Annotated in this window: 17 protein-coding genes; 14 read left to right on the forward strand and 3 right to left on the reverse strand. The window is 60.2% G+C overall.

The genetic code is table 11. The annotated features are described in order from the left end of the window. The first annotated feature begins 103 nt into the window (after positions 1 to 103). From HU754_RS26425 to HU754_RS26440, 4 genes are all read left to right on the forward strand, one after another. Positions 104 to 901, forward strand: coding sequence for a hydroxymethylpyrimidine/phosphomethylpyrimidine kinase (locus HU754_RS26425; protein WP_099759363.1), 798 nt, complete (start codon positions 104 to 106; stop codon positions 899 to 901). Between the two features lie 18 nt (positions 902 to 919). Next, complete coding sequence (gene thiE / locus HU754_RS26430) at positions 920 to 1,543, forward strand: thiamine phosphate synthase (protein ID WP_186621833.1); 624 nt, start codon at positions 920 to 922, stop codon at positions 1,541 to 1,543. Between the two features lie 15 nt (positions 1,544 to 1,558). Then, positions 1,559 to 2,842: a glutamate-1-semialdehyde 2,1-aminomutase gene (hemL, locus tag HU754_RS26435; RefSeq protein WP_108226241.1), complete on the forward strand. Its 1,284-nt coding sequence runs from the start codon at positions 1,559 to 1,561 to the stop codon at positions 2,840 to 2,842. A 225-nt stretch (positions 2,843 to 3,067) separates the two neighbouring features. After that, entirely contained in the window at positions 3,068 to 3,622 is a 555-nt protein-coding gene (locus HU754_RS26440) for a tetratricopeptide repeat protein (protein ID WP_003228518.1), read from the forward strand. A gap of 111 nt (positions 3,623 to 3,733) precedes the next feature. On the opposite strand, the gene HU754_RS26445 is transcribed toward HU754_RS26440, so the two are convergent. Then, the gene (locus HU754_RS26445) at positions 3,734 to 4,063 is read right to left on the reverse strand and encodes a DUF1820 family protein (RefSeq protein WP_003185742.1); all 330 of its coding nucleotides are present in this window, start codon (positions 4,061 to 4,063) and stop codon (positions 3,734 to 3,736) included. Positions 4,064 to 4,196: 133 nt separating this feature from the next. Here HU754_RS26445 and miaB point away from each other — a divergent pair, with 133 nt between their 5' ends. The 5 genes from miaB (at position 4,197) to lnt (ending at position 9,587) form a co-directional block, all read left to right on the forward strand. Then, the gene (miaB, locus tag HU754_RS26450) at positions 4,197 to 5,525 is read left to right on the forward strand and encodes a tRNA (N6-isopentenyl adenosine(37)-C2)-methylthiotransferase MiaB (RefSeq protein ID WP_095048763.1); all 1,329 of its coding nucleotides are present in this window, start codon (positions 4,197 to 4,199) and stop codon (positions 5,523 to 5,525) included. A gap of 193 nt (positions 5,526 to 5,718) precedes the next feature. Further along, complete coding sequence (locus HU754_RS26455) at positions 5,719 to 6,717, forward strand: PhoH family protein (protein ID WP_095048764.1); 999 nt, start codon at positions 5,719 to 5,721, stop codon at positions 6,715 to 6,717. Beyond that, positions 6,710 to 7,204, forward strand: coding sequence for an rRNA maturation RNase YbeY (ybeY, locus tag HU754_RS26460; protein WP_186621831.1), 495 nt, complete (start codon positions 6,710 to 6,712; stop codon positions 7,202 to 7,204). The genes HU754_RS26455 and ybeY overlap by 8 nt, the downstream gene beginning before the upstream one ends. Before the next feature lie 5 nt (positions 7,205 to 7,209). After that, a complete protein-coding gene (locus tag HU754_RS26465; protein ID WP_007909641.1) occupies positions 7,210 to 8,049 on the forward strand; it encodes a CorC family transporter in 840 nt (279 codons plus the stop codon). 14 nt (positions 8,050 to 8,063) lie between these two features. Beyond that, the gene (gene lnt, locus HU754_RS26470) at positions 8,064 to 9,587 is read left to right on the forward strand and encodes an apolipoprotein N-acyltransferase (RefSeq protein WP_186621829.1); all 1,524 of its coding nucleotides are present in this window, start codon (positions 8,064 to 8,066) and stop codon (positions 9,585 to 9,587) included. 83 nt (positions 9,588 to 9,670) lie between these two features. Here lnt and HU754_RS26475 read toward each other — a convergent pair whose 3' ends face one another. After that, entirely contained in the window at positions 9,671 to 10,432 is a 762-nt protein-coding gene (locus HU754_RS26475) for a YdcF family protein (protein ID WP_095125492.1), read from the reverse strand. 104 nt (positions 10,433 to 10,536) lie between these two features. After that, positions 10,537 to 10,860, reverse strand: coding sequence for a hypothetical protein (locus HU754_RS26480; protein WP_095048767.1), 324 nt, complete (start codon positions 10,858 to 10,860; stop codon positions 10,537 to 10,539). Positions 10,861 to 11,115: 255 nt separating this feature from the next. On the opposite strand from HU754_RS26480, the gene leuS reads away from it, so the two are divergent. From leuS to HU754_RS26505, 5 genes are all read left to right on the forward strand, one after another. Continuing rightward, positions 11,116 to 13,722: a leucine--tRNA ligase gene (leuS, locus tag HU754_RS26485; protein ID WP_186621827.1), complete on the forward strand. Its 2,607-nt coding sequence runs from the start codon at positions 11,116 to 11,118 to the stop codon at positions 13,720 to 13,722. Positions 13,723 to 13,809: 87 nt separating this feature from the next. Next, the gene (locus HU754_RS26490; protein WP_116029851.1) at positions 13,810 to 14,415 is read left to right on the forward strand and encodes an LPS-assembly lipoprotein LptE; all 606 of its coding nucleotides are present in this window, start codon (positions 13,810 to 13,812) and stop codon (positions 14,413 to 14,415) included. A gap of 39 nt (positions 14,416 to 14,454) precedes the next feature. Next, complete coding sequence (holA, locus tag HU754_RS26495) at positions 14,455 to 15,492, forward strand: DNA polymerase III subunit delta (protein WP_077574662.1); 1,038 nt, start codon at positions 14,455 to 14,457, stop codon at positions 15,490 to 15,492. Between the two features lie 183 nt (positions 15,493 to 15,675). After that, positions 15,676 to 15,840: an alternative ribosome rescue factor ArfA gene (gene arfA, locus HU754_RS26500; RefSeq protein ID WP_016986126.1), complete on the forward strand. Its 165-nt coding sequence runs from the start codon at positions 15,676 to 15,678 to the stop codon at positions 15,838 to 15,840. 60 nt (positions 15,841 to 15,900) lie between these two features. Continuing rightward, positions 15,901 to 17,223 (forward strand): lytic murein transglycosylase, encoded by a 1,323-nt coding sequence (locus HU754_RS26505; RefSeq protein ID WP_186621818.1) that lies wholly within the window; start codon positions 15,901 to 15,903, stop codon positions 17,221 to 17,223. The last annotated feature ends 47 nt before the right edge of the window (positions 17,224 to 17,270 follow it).

Consider the following 17,270-nt stretch of genomic DNA (forward strand, 5'->3'; position numbering starts at 1 on the left):
ATGGTCAGCTTGTGACAGAGCGGTCGAATTCTCCTGCCAGGTTAGCGGCCCGGGACAACGGCACTGAACCCGAAAATCAGCTTTGGTGGTAAGCTCGCGCACCATGAATATCTACAGCTCCCGCCCCGTTGTCCTCTGTCTCTCCGGCCACGACCCCAGTGGTGGCGCCGGCTTGCAGGCAGATATCGAAGCCCTGCTCGCGCAGGGTTGCCATGCGGCTCCGGCCGTCACCGCCCTGACCGTGCAAGACACCGTCAACGTTACTGACTTCCGCGTCCTCGACCGTGAGTGGGTATTGGCCCAGGCCAATGCCGTGCTCAACGACTCCGAAGTCGCGGCGGTCAAACTGGGCATGCTCGGTTCGCTGGAAATGGTCGACACCGTTGTCGAACTGCTCTCGGCGCACCCGCACTTGCCGGTGGTCTGCGACCCGGTGTTGCGCGCCGGCGGCGGCGGACGTCTGGGCAAGGACGAGGTGGGTTACGCGATGCGTGAGCGTCTGCTGCCGCTGTCGATCATTGCCACCCCTAATCTTCCCGAAGCGCGCATCCTCGCCGAACTGCCTGAAGGCACCGCCGACCAGTGCGCTGAAAAACTCCTGCCGTTCGTCAAAAACCTGCTGATCACCGGCGGCCATGGCGACGAAACTGAAATCCACAACCGCGTGTATAGCCGCGACGGTCTGCGTGAAACCTTTATCTGTCAGCGTCTGCCGGGCAGCTATCACGGTTCCGGCTGCACACTGGCCAGCGCGTTGGCCGGTCGCCTGGCGCAGGGCGAACATCTCGCCAGCGCTGTGCGCAGTGCTTTGGATTACACCTGGCGCACCCTGCGCGATGCCGAACAACTGGGCAAAGGCCAGTTCGTCCCGCGTCGCCTGCCGCTGGATTTCTGCTCGTAACGTCGTGAGGTCTGCCTGATGAAACTACGTGGCCTGTATGCCATTACCGACAGCCAGTTGCTGGCCGGCAAGTTTCTGTCTTACGTGGAGGCGGCGCTGGAAGGCGGCGTCACCCTGCTGCAATACCGCGACAAGAGCAACGATGAGGCCCGCCGTCTGCGTGAGGCCGAAGCGCTGCGTGATCTGTGCGAGCGCTACAAGACGCAGCTGATCATCAACGATGATGCTGAACTGGCCGCGCGCCTCAACGTTGGCGTGCACCTGGGCCAGACCGACGGCCCGCTGTCGCCGACCCGCGCCCTGCTAGGCTCGAAAGCGATCATCGGTTCGACCTGCCACGCGCAAATCGCGCTGGCCGAACAAGCGGCCAAAGAAGGTGCGAGTTATGTCGCCTTCGGCCGCTTCTTCAACTCCAACACCAAGCCCGGCGCGCCGACCTGCAGCCTCGATCTGCTCGACGAAGCCAAGCGCACGCTGCACCTGCCGATATGCGCGATTGGCGGCATCACCCTCGACAACGCCGCGCCGCTGGTGGCCCATGGGGTCGACCTGCTCGCTGTGGTCCACGGTCTGTTTGGTGCCGAGAGCACCGCCGAAGTGGCCCGCCGCGCCCGCGCGTTCAATGAATTACTGAAAGTCTGATTTGAGAGCCCGATCATGTCTCGTTCCGAAACGCTGTTTGCCAATGCCCAGAAACACATTCCCGGAGGCGTGAATTCGCCGGTTCGCGCGTTCAAAAGCGTGGGCGGCACACCGCTGTTCTTCAAGCACGCTGAAGGTGCTTACGTTACCGACGAAGACGACAAGCGTTATGTCGATTACGTTGGTTCGTGGGGTCCGATGATCCTCGGCCACAGCCACCCGGACGTGCTGGACGCAGTGCGCAATCAGCTGCAACACGGCTTGTCGTACGGTGCGCCGACCGCGATGGAAACCGAGATGGCCGATCTGGTCTGCTCGCTGGTGCCATCGATGGACATGGTGCGCATGGTCAGCTCCGGCACCGAAGCGACCATGAGCGCGATCCGTCTGGCCCGTGGTTACACCGGCCGTGACAGCATCATCAAGTTCGAGGGCTGCTATCACGGCCACTCCGACAGCCTGCTGGTCAAGGCCGGTTCCGGCGCACTGACCCAGGGCGTACCGAGCTCGGCCGGTGTGCCGGCGGCATTCGCCAAACACACCCTGACCCTGCCGTTCAACGACATCGACGCGGTGGAAAAGATGCTCGCTGAAGTCGGCGAGGAAGTGGCGTGCATCATCGTTGAACCGGTGGCCGGCAACATGAACTGCGTGCCACCGGCACCGGGCTTCCTCGAAGGCCTGCGTTCGCTGTGCGACAAACATGGCGTGGTGCTGATTTTCGACGAAGTGATGACCGGTTTCCGCGTTGCCCTCGGCGGTGCTCAGGCGTATTACGGGGTCAATCCAGACCTGACCACCTTCGGCAAGATCATCGGTGGCGGCATGCCGGTCGGCTGCTTCGGCGGCAAGCGTGAAATCATGCAGCGTATTGCGCCGCTGGGCCCGGTGTATCAGGCCGGCACGCTGTCGGGTAATCCGTTGGCCATGGCCGCCGGCTTGACCACGCTGCGTTTGATCAGCCGTCCGGGTTTCCACGCCGAGTTGACCGACTACACCACGCGCCTGCTCGATGGCCTGCAACAACGCGCCGATGCTGCTGGCATTCCGTTCGTGACCACGCAGGCTGGCGGCATGTTCGGTCTGTACTTCAGCGGCGCCGACGACATCGTCACCTTTGAAGATGTGATGGCCAGCGACGCTGCCCTGTTCGGTCGCTTCTTCCACCTGATGCTGGAAGGTGGCGTGTACCTGGCGCCGAGCGCCTTCGAAGCCGGGTTTACCTCGATCGCCCACGGCGAAGCCGAGTTGAAACTGACACTGGACGCTGCCGAGCGCGCCTTCGCCGCACTGAAATAACCGCCGTACCGCTGACGTTGGCTATCGCCAGCGTCAGCATTCACCTACATCGACGCTGTTTTTCCGATGCTCCTGCTAAAAATCTCCCCTAAAGTGGGCGATATATTCCCCGCGCAGCAGAAAAACGAGTAAAGACTTTGTAAGGTTGGCCCTGCTTATTTCATAATGCGCGCTTATTGGATCCCTCGATGGGTCCGCGTGCCCTTCAGAGGTAAGTCGATTCCCATGAACCGCACCGGCCGCACCCTTGCCTTGGGCTGCCTGTTGCTCCTTCAGCCCCTGCTCGCGCATGCACAAGCAGGCGGCAACTCGTTGTTGATCCCGGCGATGGGTCGTTGCACCCTCAATACTCAGCCGCAAGACGTCACGCAGGCACTGGCTGCTTGCCAGAAAGCGGCGGACGAAGGGGATGCGCAAGCGCAATACGAGTTGGGTGAGTTCTACTACGACGGCAAGAATGCCCCGCGCGACCTCAATCAAGCCTTGAGCTATTTCGAAAAAGCCTCGTTGCAAGGCCACGCTCAGGCGCAATTCAAACTTGGCACCATGTTCTTCCACGGTGAAGGCGTGCAGGCCAACAATATTCAGGCGTATATCGTGCTGAAGATGGCCGCCGTCAACGGCGCTGAAGATGCGCTGGACACGGCCGACGAAGTCTCCGAAAAAATGTCTCGCGAAGACCTCGAAACCGCGACCCAGGTGCTCGGGCAAATTTTCCGTAAATACCTGATGGAACTGCAGAGCGCCGATGGGCGCACGCCTTTCTCGCCGCTTCCCTGATTCTCTATAGTTTTTTCTGGCCTCTTCGCGAGCAGGCTCGCTCCCACATTGGAATGCATTTCCCTGTGGGAGCGAGCCTGCTCGCGAATGGGGGCGACCCGGTTTTGCGGCTTACTTCTCAGGCATCGGCATCGGAAACGGCATCACATTGCCGACCGCGCCCCGGGCTTCGCTGATTTTCGGGGTGCCCAGACGTTCCACTTCGTCGATGCGCACAATCGAATGCATCGGCACAAAGCTGCGCACTACGCCTTCGAACTGCGCCTTGAGCTTTTCTTCGCTCGGATCGACGACCACTTGCGTGCGCTCGCCAAAGACGAACTCTTCCACTTCCAGAAAGCCCCACAGATCACTTTGATAGATCTGCTTGGCGTACATTTCGAACACCTGGCCCTGGTTGAGGAAAATCACCTTATAGATTGGAGCTTCGCGTTTGGTCATGGCGGGGGGATAACATCGGGGATAAAAATGAGGGCGCAAACTATAGCATAGCCACCGGACGCGCAGCGGTAGGAACCTGAGGGCATGTTCCCTATAATGCCGGGTTCTTTGAATCACGTGATGACCCTAATCCATGGCCAAGAAGCTTTACATCGAAACCCACGGTTGTCAGATGAACGAGTACGACAGCTCGCGCATGGTCGATCTGCTGGGTGAACATCAGGCCCTGGAAGTCACCGCGCGTGCCGAAGACGCCGACGTGATTCTGCTCAACACCTGCTCGATCCGCGAGCGCGCTCAGGATCGCGTGTATTCGCAACTCGGCCGCTGGCGCGAACTGAAACTGGCCAACCCAGAGATGGTGATCGCCGTTGGCGGTTGTGTGGCCAGTCAGGAAGGCGCGGCGATTCGTGATCGCGCGCCGTACGTCGACGTGGTCTTCGGCCCGCAGACCCTGCACCGCCTGCCAGAAATGATCGACGCCGCGCGCATCACCAAGCTGCCGCAAGTCGACGTCTCGTTCCCGGAAATCGAAAAATTCGACCATTTGCCCGAACCGCGCATCGATGGCCCGAGCGCTTACGTGTCGGTGATGGAAGGTTGCAGCAAGTACTGCACGTTCTGCGTGGTGCCTTACACCCGTGGCGAAGAAGTCAGCCGGCCGTTCGATGACGTGGTCGCCGAAGTCATTCACCTCGCCGAAAACGGCGTGCGTGAAGTGACGCTGCTGGGGCAGAACGTCAACGGCTATCGCGGTACGACCCATGACGGTCGTCTGGCTGATCTCGCCGAGCTGATCCGCGTCGTCGCCGCCATCGACGGCATCGACCGCATTCGCTACACCACTTCGCACCCGCTGGAATTCTCCGACAGCCTGATCCAGGCCCACGCCGACGTCCCGGAACTGGTCAAGCATCTGCATTTGCCGGTGCAGTCGGGTTCCGACCGGATTCTCGCGGCGATGAAGCGCAACCACACGGCGCTGGAGTACAAATCCAAGCTGCGCAAACTGCGTGCGGCGGTGCCGGGCATCTGCATCAGTTCAGACTTCATCGTCGGTTTCCCCGGCGAGACCGAGAAAGACTTCGAACAGACGATGAAGCTGATTGCCGATGTCGGTTTCGACTTCTCCTACTCGTTCGTTTACAGCCAGCGCCCAGGTACCCCGGCGGCCGATCTGGCCGACGAGACCCCGGAAGAGTTGAAAAAGGAACGCCTGAACGCCCTGCAACATCGCCTGAATCAGCAAGGCTTTGAGATCAGCCGACAAATGGTCGGCTCGATCCAGCGCATTCTGGTCACCGACTATTCGAAGAAAGACCCGGGCGAGCTGCAAGGGCGCACCGAGAATAATCGTATCGTCAACTTCCGCTGCGACAATCCAACCCTGATCGGTCAGTTCGCCGACGTACACATCGACGCGGCACAACCGCACTCGCTGCGTGGCTCGCTGATCCAGTAACACTGCATTTCCCTGTGGGAGCGAGCCTGCTCGCGAAGGCTGCGACACATTAAACATTCATGTGTCTGATAGGCCGCCTTCGCGAGCAGGCTCGCTCCCACATGAACCGTGGTGATTTAAGAGCTTTCGCACCCAGGCCTCTGGCGTTATCCTTGATTTCATCTTAATTGCCCCAGGGCGGCTAAATACGACCTTGAACGCACCCATAGAACCACATCGTTTTATCCTCGAGCCTTTTGAGGCTCGCCGCTTCGCCAATCTGTGCGGGCAATTCGACGAGCATTTGCGCTTGATCGAACAGCGCCTGACCATCGAGATCCGCAACCGCGGAAACCAGTTCGAGTTGATCGGCGACCCCAAGCACACCACGTCTGCGGAAAACCTGCTGCGCCGCCTGTACCGGGAAACCAAAGGTACCGAGCTGTCGCCGGACCTCGTGCACCTGTTCCTCCAGGAATCGGCCGTGGTCGAGCTGGACAATCACGCCCCCGCCGAAGCGTCCGTTGCCCTGCGCACCAAGAAAGGCATGATTCGCCCACGCGGCTTGAATCAGTTGCGCTACGTGAAGGAAATCCTCGGCAACGACATCAACTTCGGCATTGGCCCGGCCGGTACCGGCAAGACCTATCTGGCCGTGGCCTGCGCTGTCGATGCCCTGGAGCGCGAGCAGATCCGTCGCATCCTGCTGGTGCGTCCGGCGGTTGAAGCGGGTGAAAAACTCGGCTTCCTGCCCGGCGACCTGTCGCAGAAGATCGACCCGTACCTGCGTCCGCTCTACGACGCGCTCTACGAGATGCTCGGCTTTGAATACGTGGCCAAGCTGATCGAGCGTCAGGTGATTGAAGTTGCGCCGCTGGCCTACATGCGCGGTCGCACGCTGAATAACAGCTTCATCATTCTCGACGAAAGCCAGAACACCACCGTCGAACAGATGAAGATGTTCCTGACCCGGATCGGCTTCGGCTCCACCGCGGTCATCACCGGTGACATCACCCAGGTCGACCTGCCGCGTGGCACCAAGTCCGGCCTGCATCATGTGATCGAAGTGCTCAAAGACGTGCCGGGCATCAGCTTCACGCACTTCCAGCCTAAAGACGTCGTGCGCCATCCTTTGGTACAGCGGATCGTCGAAGCCTACGAGCGCTTCGAAAACCGTGACGAAGCCCCCAAGGACACCTCGCGAAATGCTTGAGCTAGACCTGCAAATCGCGACTGACGCGAACGCGCCGAGTGAGCCCGACTTCCGCCTGTGGTGCGAACTGGCCCTGCGCCAGCGCACCGCCGACTCGGAGATGACCATTCGTCTGGTCGACGAGGAAGAAGGCCGCGAGCTCAATCACACCTGGCGCCACAAGGATTACGCGACCAACGTCCTGTCGTTCCCGGCTGAAGTGCCTGACGAGTTTCTCGACATCCCGCTGCTCGGCGATCTGGTGATCTGCGTGGCCGTGGTCGAGCGCGAAGCCGCCGAACAAGGCAAGGAACTAAAGGCCCACTGGGCACATCTGGTCATTCACGGCTGCTTGCATCTACTCGGTTACGACCATATAGATGACGAAGAAGCCGAGGAAATGGAAGCACTGGAACGCGAGTTGCTTGCTGAACTGGGCTATCCCGATCCGTACGCGGACGACGAACCCGAAACATCCCCTATCGTTACAACAAAGGATTCAGAGTAATCGCTATGAGCGAAGATCGATCGAGCAACGGGCAGAAGTCATGGCTGGGTAAACTGACCCAGGCTTTTGCCCACGAGCCGAAGAACCGTCAGGAGCTCCTCGAGCTGCTGCGTGATGCACATCAGAACAAACTGCTGGACAGCGAAGCGCTGGCCATCGTCGAAGGCGCCATTCAGGTGGCTGACCTGCAAGTGCGCGACATCATGGTGCCGCGTTCGCAGATGATCAGCATCAAGGCGACCCAGACACCCCGTGAATTCCTCCCGGCCGTGGTCGATTCTGCCCACTCGCGCTATCCGGTGATCGGCGAAAGCCATGACGACGTGATGGGCGTGCTGCTGGCCAAGGATCTGCTGCCGCTGATCCTCAAGGAGAACGGCGACAGCTTCAACATCAAGGATCTGCTGCGCCCAGCCACGTTCGTGCCGGAGTCCAAGCGCCTGAACGTGTTGTTGCGTGAATTCCGTGCCAACCACAACCACATGGCCATCGTCATCGACGAATACGGCGGCGTGGCCGGTCTGGTAACGATTGAAGACGTGCTGGAACAGATCGTCGGCGATATCGAAGACGAGCACGACGTCGAAGAAGACAGCTATATCAAGCCGCTGCCCAGCGGTGACTTCCTGATCAAGGCCCTGACGCCGATCGAAAACTTCAACGAGTTCTTCGACAGCGAATTCTCCGATGACGAGTTCGACACCGTCGGCGGTCTGGTGATGAGCGCGTTCGGGCACTTGCCAAAACGCAACGAAATCACTGAAATCGGCGCCTATCGTTTCCGCATCCTGAACGCCGACAGCCGTCGGATTCATTTGCTGCGACTGACGCCAATTGCTCGTTAATTCTAAGGACTGAAATGCGCTGGACAACCCGCCCCGGCTGGCCCGGTAACCTGCTGGCCGTGGCGGCCGGTGCAATCACCACTTTCGCTCTGGCACCGTTCAACATCTGGCCGCTGGCTTTGCTGGCGGTCGGCTTGTTTTATGCCGGTTTACGCGAGCTGAGTCCGCGTCAGGCGCTGGGCCGTGGCTGGTGCTTCGGTTTCGGCCTGTTTGGTGCCGGCACCAGTTGGATCTATTACAGCATCCACCATTTCGGCGGCGCTTCGGTGCTGTTGGCCGGGTTCCTGATGCTGCTGTTTACCGCGGCGATCGCCTGGTTCTTTGCCCTGCCGGCCTGGCTGTGGGCGCGCTGGTTGCGCCGTAACGAGGCTCCGCTGGCCGATGCCTTGGCGTTTGCTGCGTTGTGGGTCGGCCAGGAAGCGTTTCGCGGCTGGTTCCTCACCGGCTTCCCATGGCTGTACTCGGGTTACAGCCAGCTCGATGGCCCATTGGCCGGGCTCGCTCCAGTGGGTGGCATGTGGCTGGTGTCGTTCGTTCTGGCACTGACCGCAGCACTGATCTATAACGCCCCACGCCTGCTGCAAACCGGCCGCAACGGTTTTGTTGCCGCAGGTTTGGTGCTGCTGGTTGGCCCTTGGGTGGCCGGCATTGCGCTCAAGGGCCATGCCTGGACCAGCCCCTCCGGCGCGCCGCTGAGTGTTGCCGCAATTCAGGGTAACGTCGCGCAAAGCATGAAATGGGATCCGGCCGAGCTCAACGCGCAGTTGGCTTTGTATCGCGATTTGAGCTTCCGCTCGAAACCGGTGGACCTGCTGATCTGGCCGGAAACCGCCGTGCCGGTATTGAAGGAGTCCGCCGAGGGCTACCTGACCATGATGGGCACCTTCGCCGCCGAGCGTAAATCGGCGCTGATCACTGGTGTACCGATCCGCGAAACCGTTCGTCACGAAAAACGCTTCTTCAATGGCATCACCGTGGTGGGCGAAGGCGATGGCACCTACCTGAAGCAGAAACTGGTGCCCTTCGGCGAATACGTGCCACTGCAGGATGTATTGCGCGGGCTGATCGCCTTCTTCGACCTGCCAATGTCCGACTTTGCCCGTGGCCCGGCCGATCAGGCGTTGTTGCAGGCCAAGGGTTATCAGATCGCACCGTTCATCTGCTACGAGGTGGTCTATCCAGAATTCGCCGCCAGCCTGTCGGCGCGCAGTGATTTGCTGCTGACGATCAGCAACGACACCTGGTTCGGCACCTCGATTGGCCCGCTGCAGCATTTGCAGATGGCGCAGATGCGTGCGCTTGAGGCTGGGCGCTGGATGATTCGTGCAACCAACAACGGTGTGACCGGACTGATCAACCCGTTCGGGCAGATCACCGAGCAGATTCCGCAGTTTGAACAGGGCATCCTCTACGGCGAAGTGGTGCCGATGCACAACCTGACGCCGTATCTGCAATGGCGCTCGTGGCCATTGATCATCCTGTGCGTTCTGCTGTTTGGCTGGGCACTGATGGCCAGCCGGATGTCGAAAACGCTTTAAAGCAAAGATCGCAGCCTGCGGCAGCTCCTACACGGGATTTGTATTTTCCCAAGGAGCTGCCGCAGGCTGCGATCTTTTGATCTTCAGCGGTAAAACAGCGAATACCCCACCTGCCCTACCGCTTCATTCAACAACTGCCCGCTCTGCCAGATCGACTTGAACTCCGGCAGCCAGCCACCAAACGGTCTCGCGTTATCGGTTCCGAGAAATCCGACCGGGGCCGGCACCACTTCAAAACCCGCCTGTTGAAAACTCCATACCGATCGCGGCATGTGCCAGGCCTGCGTCACCACGACCACGCGCTTGATCCCCTGCGGCAACAAGATATCGGCCGTGAACTTCGCATTTTCCCACGTAGTGCGGCTCTCGCCTTCCTGCCAGCGCACGGTCACGCCAAAATCGTCGCGCAATGAATCCGCCATCAACTTCGCCTCGGTCGGCGGCGTACCGTAATGCAGGCCACCCGTGGTCAAAATCGGCAAACCGGATGCCTTCGCCAGTCGAGCCGCATACCGCTGACGCTCAAGGCCCACGCCGGTCGGCTGATCCTCTCCCCAGGCCAGATCACCGCGCTCGCGGCCGGAACCCAGCACCACAATCGCGTCAGCGCGCTGCGCCAACGTCGCCCACTCTTCACGGGCCAGCGGTGGCTCGCGCTCCAGAGCTTTCGCGCCCCACTGCACGACCACCGGCAGGCTCATCAGCCACATTCCGCCAAAGCCAATGGCAAAACACAATCCAGCCAGGCGCGGCCGTGAGCGGCGCAGCCACCAAGCGGCCAGCAACAGCAGCAAAAGAATGCCGGGTGGTAACAAAAGTTGTTTGATGAAATAACGAAAAGGCATCGAGCATCTCCACAGATGCCCGAAGCCTAAGAGTGTTAATAAAGCGTTACAACCAATAGGTGGGATCCTGTTGAAAAAGATCCGGTTCTTGACCTGCCATGCGCTTACTTGGCCTGTACAGAGCGAACCTTGACGGTGTCTCTGCCGGGCGCCTTGTCCTTGAGCCAGATGACCTTGGCCGAATGTGCTGCATCGAGCTGCTTCACTGCCTGTGACAAGCATCCGTGCGTTTCACGTTCACTGCGATCCAGATAGGCCTTGACCAGTTTGAACTCGGCGGGGCTCAAGCCACGCAATTCCAGTTCCAGGGGGCGCTCGTCGCGCAGCCGGTCAGCGGTTTTTAATGCGTCCAGGGCCATACCAAGACGATCGATCAATCTTTCGTACAACTCGGGTTTCGTCACGTTTTTTTGCCGTTGCTCCACCATCCCTCACCTCATTGAAGATAAGACTCACTCCCCAGTTAGAGCTTAGCTTCGCTGCACAAACCGGCTGCACGCCGCGACCAACGGCCCTCGCCACGGATTTGCCGGGACAAACAGCTGTAATCAGGGTTTCCCTAGGCCGAGCGCGGTCATGTATGCTACGGCGCTTCCTGTAATTCCACTTCCAGCTCGTCCGGGCCAACCCCGGCACCTGCGTTGAAGAGGATTAGGCCACCCCTATCCAGTACAAAAGTAGCCATGCACGAACAATATCAGCCCCGTGAAATCGAAGCCGCCGCCCAGTCGTTCTGGGACGAGCAAAAGTCCTTTGAAGTCAGTGAACAGCCAGGCAAGGAAACCTACTACTGCCTGTCGATGTTCCCTTACCCCAGCGGCAAGCTACACATGGGGCACGTGCGCAACTACACCATCGGCGACGTGATCTCCCGCTACCAGCGCATGCTCGGCAAGAACGTTCTGCAACCTATGGGTTGGGACGCGTTCGGCATGCCGGCAGAAAACGCCGCGATGAAGAACAACGTCGCGCCGGCCAAGTGGACCTACGAAAACATCGCCTACATGAAAACCCAGCTGCGCAGCCTGGGTCTGGCGGTCGACTGGTCGCGCGAAGTCACCACCTGCAAACCGGATTACTACCGCTGGGAACAATGGCTGTTCACTCGCCTGTTCGAAAAAGGCGTGATCTACCGTAAAAACGGCACCGTGAACTGGGACCCGATCGACCAGACCGTTCTCGCTAACGAACAGGTGATCGACGGTCGCGGCTGGCGTTCCGGCGCGCTGATCGAAAAGCGCGAAATCCCGATGTACTACTTCAAAATCACCGCTTATGCGGATGAGCTGCTGGAGAGCCTCGACGAACTGACTGGCTGGCCTGAACAGGTCAAGACCATGCAGCGCAACTGGATCGGCAAATCCCGCGGCATGGAAGTGCAGTTCCCGTACAACGTCGACTCGATCGGCGAAGCCGGCACCCTGAAAGTCTTCACTACCCGTCCGGACACCCTGATGGGCGCGACCTATGTCGCCGTGGCTGCCGAGCATCCGCTGGCGACCCAGGCAGCGCAGAACAACCCTGAGCTGCAAGCGTTCATCGCTGAATGCAAGGGCGGCAGCGTCGCCGAAGCCGACGTCGCCACGCAAGAGAAGAAAGGCCTGCCAACCGGCCTGTTCGTCGAGCACCCGCTGACCGGTGAAAAACTCCCGGTCTGGGTCGCCAACTACGTGCTGATGCACTACGGCGACGGCGCGGTCATGGCCGTACCGGCGCACGACGAGCGCGATTTCGAATTCGCTCACAAGTACAACCTGCCGGTGAAATCGGTAGTGCGTACCAGCTCTGGCGACAGCAACCCGGCCCCGTGGCAAGACGCCTATGGCGAGCACGGTACGCTGATCAACTCTGGCGAATTCGACGGCCTCGACTTCGCTGGCGCGTTCGACGCCATTGAAGTCGCCCTGATCAAGAAAGAACTGGGCGCCTCGCGTACCCAGTTCCGTCTGCGCGACTGGGGCATCAGCCGTCAGCGCTACTGGGGCTGCCCGATCCCGATCATCCACTGCGACACTTGCGGTGACGTGCCGGTGCCGGAAGATCAATTGCCTGTGGTCCTGCCGGAAGATGTGGTGCCGGACGGCGCCGGTTCGCCGCTGGCGCGCATGCCTGAGTTTTACGAATGCAGCTGCCCGAAATGCGGCCAGCCTGCCAAGCGTGAAACCGACACCATGGATACGTTCGTTGAGTCGTCGTGGTACTACGCCCGTTACGCCTCGCCGCACTTTGAAGGCGGTCTGGTGGAAAAATCCGCAGCCGACCACTGGTTGCCAGTCGATCAGTACATCGGTGGTATCGAACATGCCATTTTGCACCTGCTCTACGCGCGCTTCTTCCACAAGCTGATGCGTGACGAAGGTCTGGTGAGTTCCAACGAGCCATTCAAGAACCTGCTGACCCAAGGCATGGTGATCGCCGAGACTTACTACCGTCGCGAAGCCAATGGTGCTTACACCTGGTTCAACCCGGCAGACGTAGAACTCGAGCGCGACAGCAAAGCCAAGGTCATCAGTGCCAAGCTGAAATCCGACGGTCTGCCGGTGGAAATCGGTGGCACCGAGAAAATGGCCAAGTCGAAGAACAACGGCGTGGACCCACAGTCGATGATCGATCAGTTCGGCGCCGACACCTGCCGCCTGTTCATGATGTTCGCTTCGCCACCTGACATGAGCGCCGAATGGTCCGACTCCGGCGTCGAAGGTTCGCACCGTTTCCTCAAGCGCGTCTGGCGTCTGGCGCAAGCCCACGTCACTCAGGGCTTGCCGGGCAAACTGGACATCGCCAGCCTGAACGACGAGCAGAAGGCCGTGCGCCGCGCCATTCACGTGGCCATCAAGCAGGCCAGCCACGACGTCGGCCAGAACCACAAATTCAACACCGCCATCGCCCAGGTAATGACGCTGATGAACGTGCTGGAAAAAGCCGCGCAAAGCACCGAGCAGGATCGCGCGCTGATTCACGAAGGTCTGGAAGCCGTGACGCTGTTGCTGGCACCAATCACGCCGCACATCAGCCACGAACTGTGGAACCAGCTGGGTCACGCCGATGCAGTCATCGACGCTGGCTGGCCGGCTGTGGACGAAAGTGCGCTGGTTCAGGACAGCCTGACGCTGGTCATTCAGGTCAACGGCAAGCTGCGTGGCCAGATCGAAATGCCGGCCAGCGCGACTCGCGAAGAAGTCGAAGCCGCCGCACGTGCCAATGAAAACGTCCTGCGTTTCGTCGATGGCCTGACTATTCGTAAAGTGATCGTAGTGCCCGGGAAACTGGTCAATATCGTCGCCAGCTAATTGGATTGTGCGTCAGGCTCGCCTGACGCCGGATAAAACCTTTCGGGCCGCACGGTCGGCCCACCTGGTTTCAAGGGGAGCAACACAATGATCAAACGCAATCTGCTGGTGATGGGCCTCGCCGTTCTCTTGAGCGCCTGCGGTTTCCAGCTGCGCGGCACCGGCACCAACGAACTGACGATCAAGGAGCTTGATCTGAGCGCCCGTAATGCCTACGGCGAGACGGTCACGCAACTGCGTCAGGTACTGGAGTCGAGCGGCGTCAAGGTTTACAGCGGCGCGCCGTACAAATTGTTCCTGGCTGACGAGCAGGAAAGCCAGCGCATCCTCAGCTACGCCGGCGCCGGTCGTACCGGTGAGTATCAGGTCACTACCGTCCTGAGCTACGACATCCGTGGCGACAAAAACCTTTCTCTGCTGAGCGACAAGCTTGAAGTACAGAAAGTGTTTATCCACGACGGCAACAACCTCGTCGGCTCCGACCAGGAAGCCAGCGACGCCCGTCGCGATATCCGCCGCGAGCTGGTTCAACGCATGATGCTGCGCCTGCAACAGCTGACCCCAGTTCAACTGGAGCAATTGCAGCAAGCTGCGAACAACCGTGCCAAGGCAGAAGCCGACGCGTTGGAAGCGGCGCAGAAAGCTGAAGCGGAAACTCCGCGTCAGTCGCCGCTCGAAATCCCGCAGCAGTAAGATGTTCGGGGCGCTCAGGCGCCCCGTTCGACCTTTCTTATGAAGCTCGCTCCCGCCCAACTCGGTAAACACCTGCAAGGTACTTTGGCGCCTGTCTACATCATCAGCGGCGATGACCCGCTGCTGTGTCAGGAAGCCGCCGACGCTATCCGCAGTGCTGCGCGTCAGCAAGGTTTTGATGAACGCCAGGTCTTCGCCGCCGACGCCAATTTCGATTGGGGCACGTTGTTGCAGGCCGGCGCCAGCATGTCGTTGTTCTCGGAAAAACGCCTGCTGGAACTACGCCTGCCTTCGGGCAAGCCCGGCGACAAAGGCGCCGCTGCATTCATCGAATATTGCTCGCGTCCCGCCGAAGATACGGTGCTGCTGATCAGCCTGCCCAAGATGGATGGCAGCGCGCAGAAAACCAAGTGGGGCAAGGCGCTGGTCGAAGGTCAGCAAACCCAGTTCATCCAGATATGGCCGGTGGATGCCAATCAGTTGCCGAGCTGGATTCGTCAGCGTCTCTCTCAGGCCGGGCTATCGGCGAGTCAGGACGCCGTCGAATTGATTGCTGCGCGTGTCGAGGGCAACCTGCTCGCCGCCGCGCAGGAAATCGAAAAGCTCAAGTTGATGGCCGAAGGTGGCCAGATCACCGTCGAAACCGTGCAAGCCGCTGTGGCCGACAGTGCGCGGTTTGACGTGTTCGGCCTGACCGATGCCGTGCTCAACGGCGAGCCGGCCCACGCACTGCGCATGCTTGAAGGGCTGCGCGGCGAAGGTGTCGAACCGCCGGTGATTCTCTGGGCGCTTGCTCGCGAGCTACGTCTGCTGGCCAATATCTCGTTGCAATACAGCCAGGGCACGCCGCTGGACAAGTGTTTCAGCCAAGCGAAACCGCCGGTCTGGGACAAGCGCAAACCGTTGATGAGCAAAGCCCTGCAACGCTACTCGGCGCAACGCTGGGCGCAGTTGCTGCTCGAAGCACAGCGGATCGACGCGCAGATCAAAGGCCAGGCGGCCGGTTCGCCGTGGATGAGCCTGAGTCGCTTGGCACTGTTGATGTCCGGCCAGCGCCTGACACTCCCCGCCGAATAACCTGCTCTACCGCATAACGGCCATTCGCGAGCAAGTTCGCTCCCGCATTGGAATGCATTCCAAATGTGGGAGCGAGCCTGCTCGCGAAAGCGCCAGAACATTCCTACACAACAGGGACTGGACAGACGCCTGACATCGGCAGATTATTTCCCCCGCAAAACCCACTCAATCGAGAGAATCCTCATGAGCAAAAAGCCATCGAAACATGGCCCCAACAAGGCCAAATCCATCGTCGCCCAGCCCCTGTTCCGTAGTCGCCAGGAACGACCAACCAAGGGTAAAGGCAGCTACCGCCGCGAAGCCTTCCAGTCTGACAGCTGGGAGGCTTCTTACTTTCTGGCCGCTTAAAGCGCAGTACCCCCCGGTCATGTTAAGGTCTGCACCTGATTCGTTTTCCTGGAACTGTGCATGCCCCTAAGTCTTTCCCGTCGTTGGCCTGTTCGCCAACTGATCGCTGCCTCCAGCTTCATTCTGCTTGTCGCCTGCGCGGAAAAACCGACCGCCGCCGACGCGCAGCCCCTTCAAGCCGCGCCTGTCGCAACGGCCCCAGCGATCATCCCGCCGGTAGTGCCGTCCGCCGACCCTCTCGACCTGCAACCGACTCAAACCTTCGCTGAATGGCAGGCCGGTTTCCGCAAGGATGCCCTGGCCGCCGGAATTCGCGCGGATCTGTTCGATCGCGCGTTCGCCAATGTCAGCTTCGACGCCAGCGTGATTAGGGCCGACCGCAGTCAACCGGAGTTCTCCCGGCCAGTGTGGGAATACCTCGATGGCGCCCTCTCGCCGCTGCGCGTACGTAAAGGTCAGGCACTGATCAGTCAGTACGCCGACATCCTGCAAAGCATTGAACAGCGTTATGGCGTTGACCGTCAGGCACTGGTTTCGGTGTGGGGTATGGAAAGCAATTTCGGTCAGTTTCAGGGCAGCAAATCGGTGATCAATTCGCTGGCCACCCTCGCCTACGAAGGCCGTCGGCCGGGCTTTGCTCATGCGCAATTGATCGCTGCGCTGCAGATCCTGCAACAGGGTGACATCACGCCAGAGAAGATGCTCGGCTCGTGGGCTGGCGCCATGGGGCAGACCCAGTTTATTCCGACCACTTACAACACTCACGCAGTGGATTTCGACGGTGACGGTCGCCGCGATATCTGGGGCAGTCCTGCCGATGCGCTGGCCTCAACTGCGCATTACCTGCAAAGCTCCGGCTGGCAACGTGGCCAGCCGTGGGGGTTTGAAGTGCAGCTGCCGAGCAGCTTCAACTACACCCTGGCTGATGGCGCGATTCGCAAGAGTGTCGCCGAATGGCGTCAGTTGGGCGTGACTCTGCCGAATGGCGGTCAGGTGCCTGCGGGCACTGACCAGCTGTCGGCCGCCCTGCTGCTTCCGGCGGGCTATCGCGGCCCGGCATTCCTGATCCTCGACAACTTCCGGGCGATCCTCAAGTACAACAACTCCTCGTCGTACGCGCTGGCAGTGAGCCTGTTGTCCGAGCGTTTCAGCGGTGGCGGCTTGATCAACGGCAGTTGGCCAAAAGATGACCTGCCGCTGAGCCGCACCGAGCGTATGGAGTTGCAGACCCTGCTGAGTGCGCGCAATTACGATGCCGGCACGGCGGACGGGATTATTGGCGCCAATACGCGCAAAGCGATTCGCAGTGCCCAGCAGTCATTTGGCTGGCCGGCGGACGGGTATCCGACGCACAAGTTGCTGGAAAGCCTGCGTACTCAGTAGAACGATTGTCGTATGGCGTATACCGCTTTCGCGAGCAGGCTCGCTCC

The organism is Pseudomonas zeae (assembly GCF_014268485.2).
GTDB lineage: Bacteria > Pseudomonadota > Gammaproteobacteria > Pseudomonadales > Pseudomonadaceae > Aquipseudomonas > Aquipseudomonas neuropathica.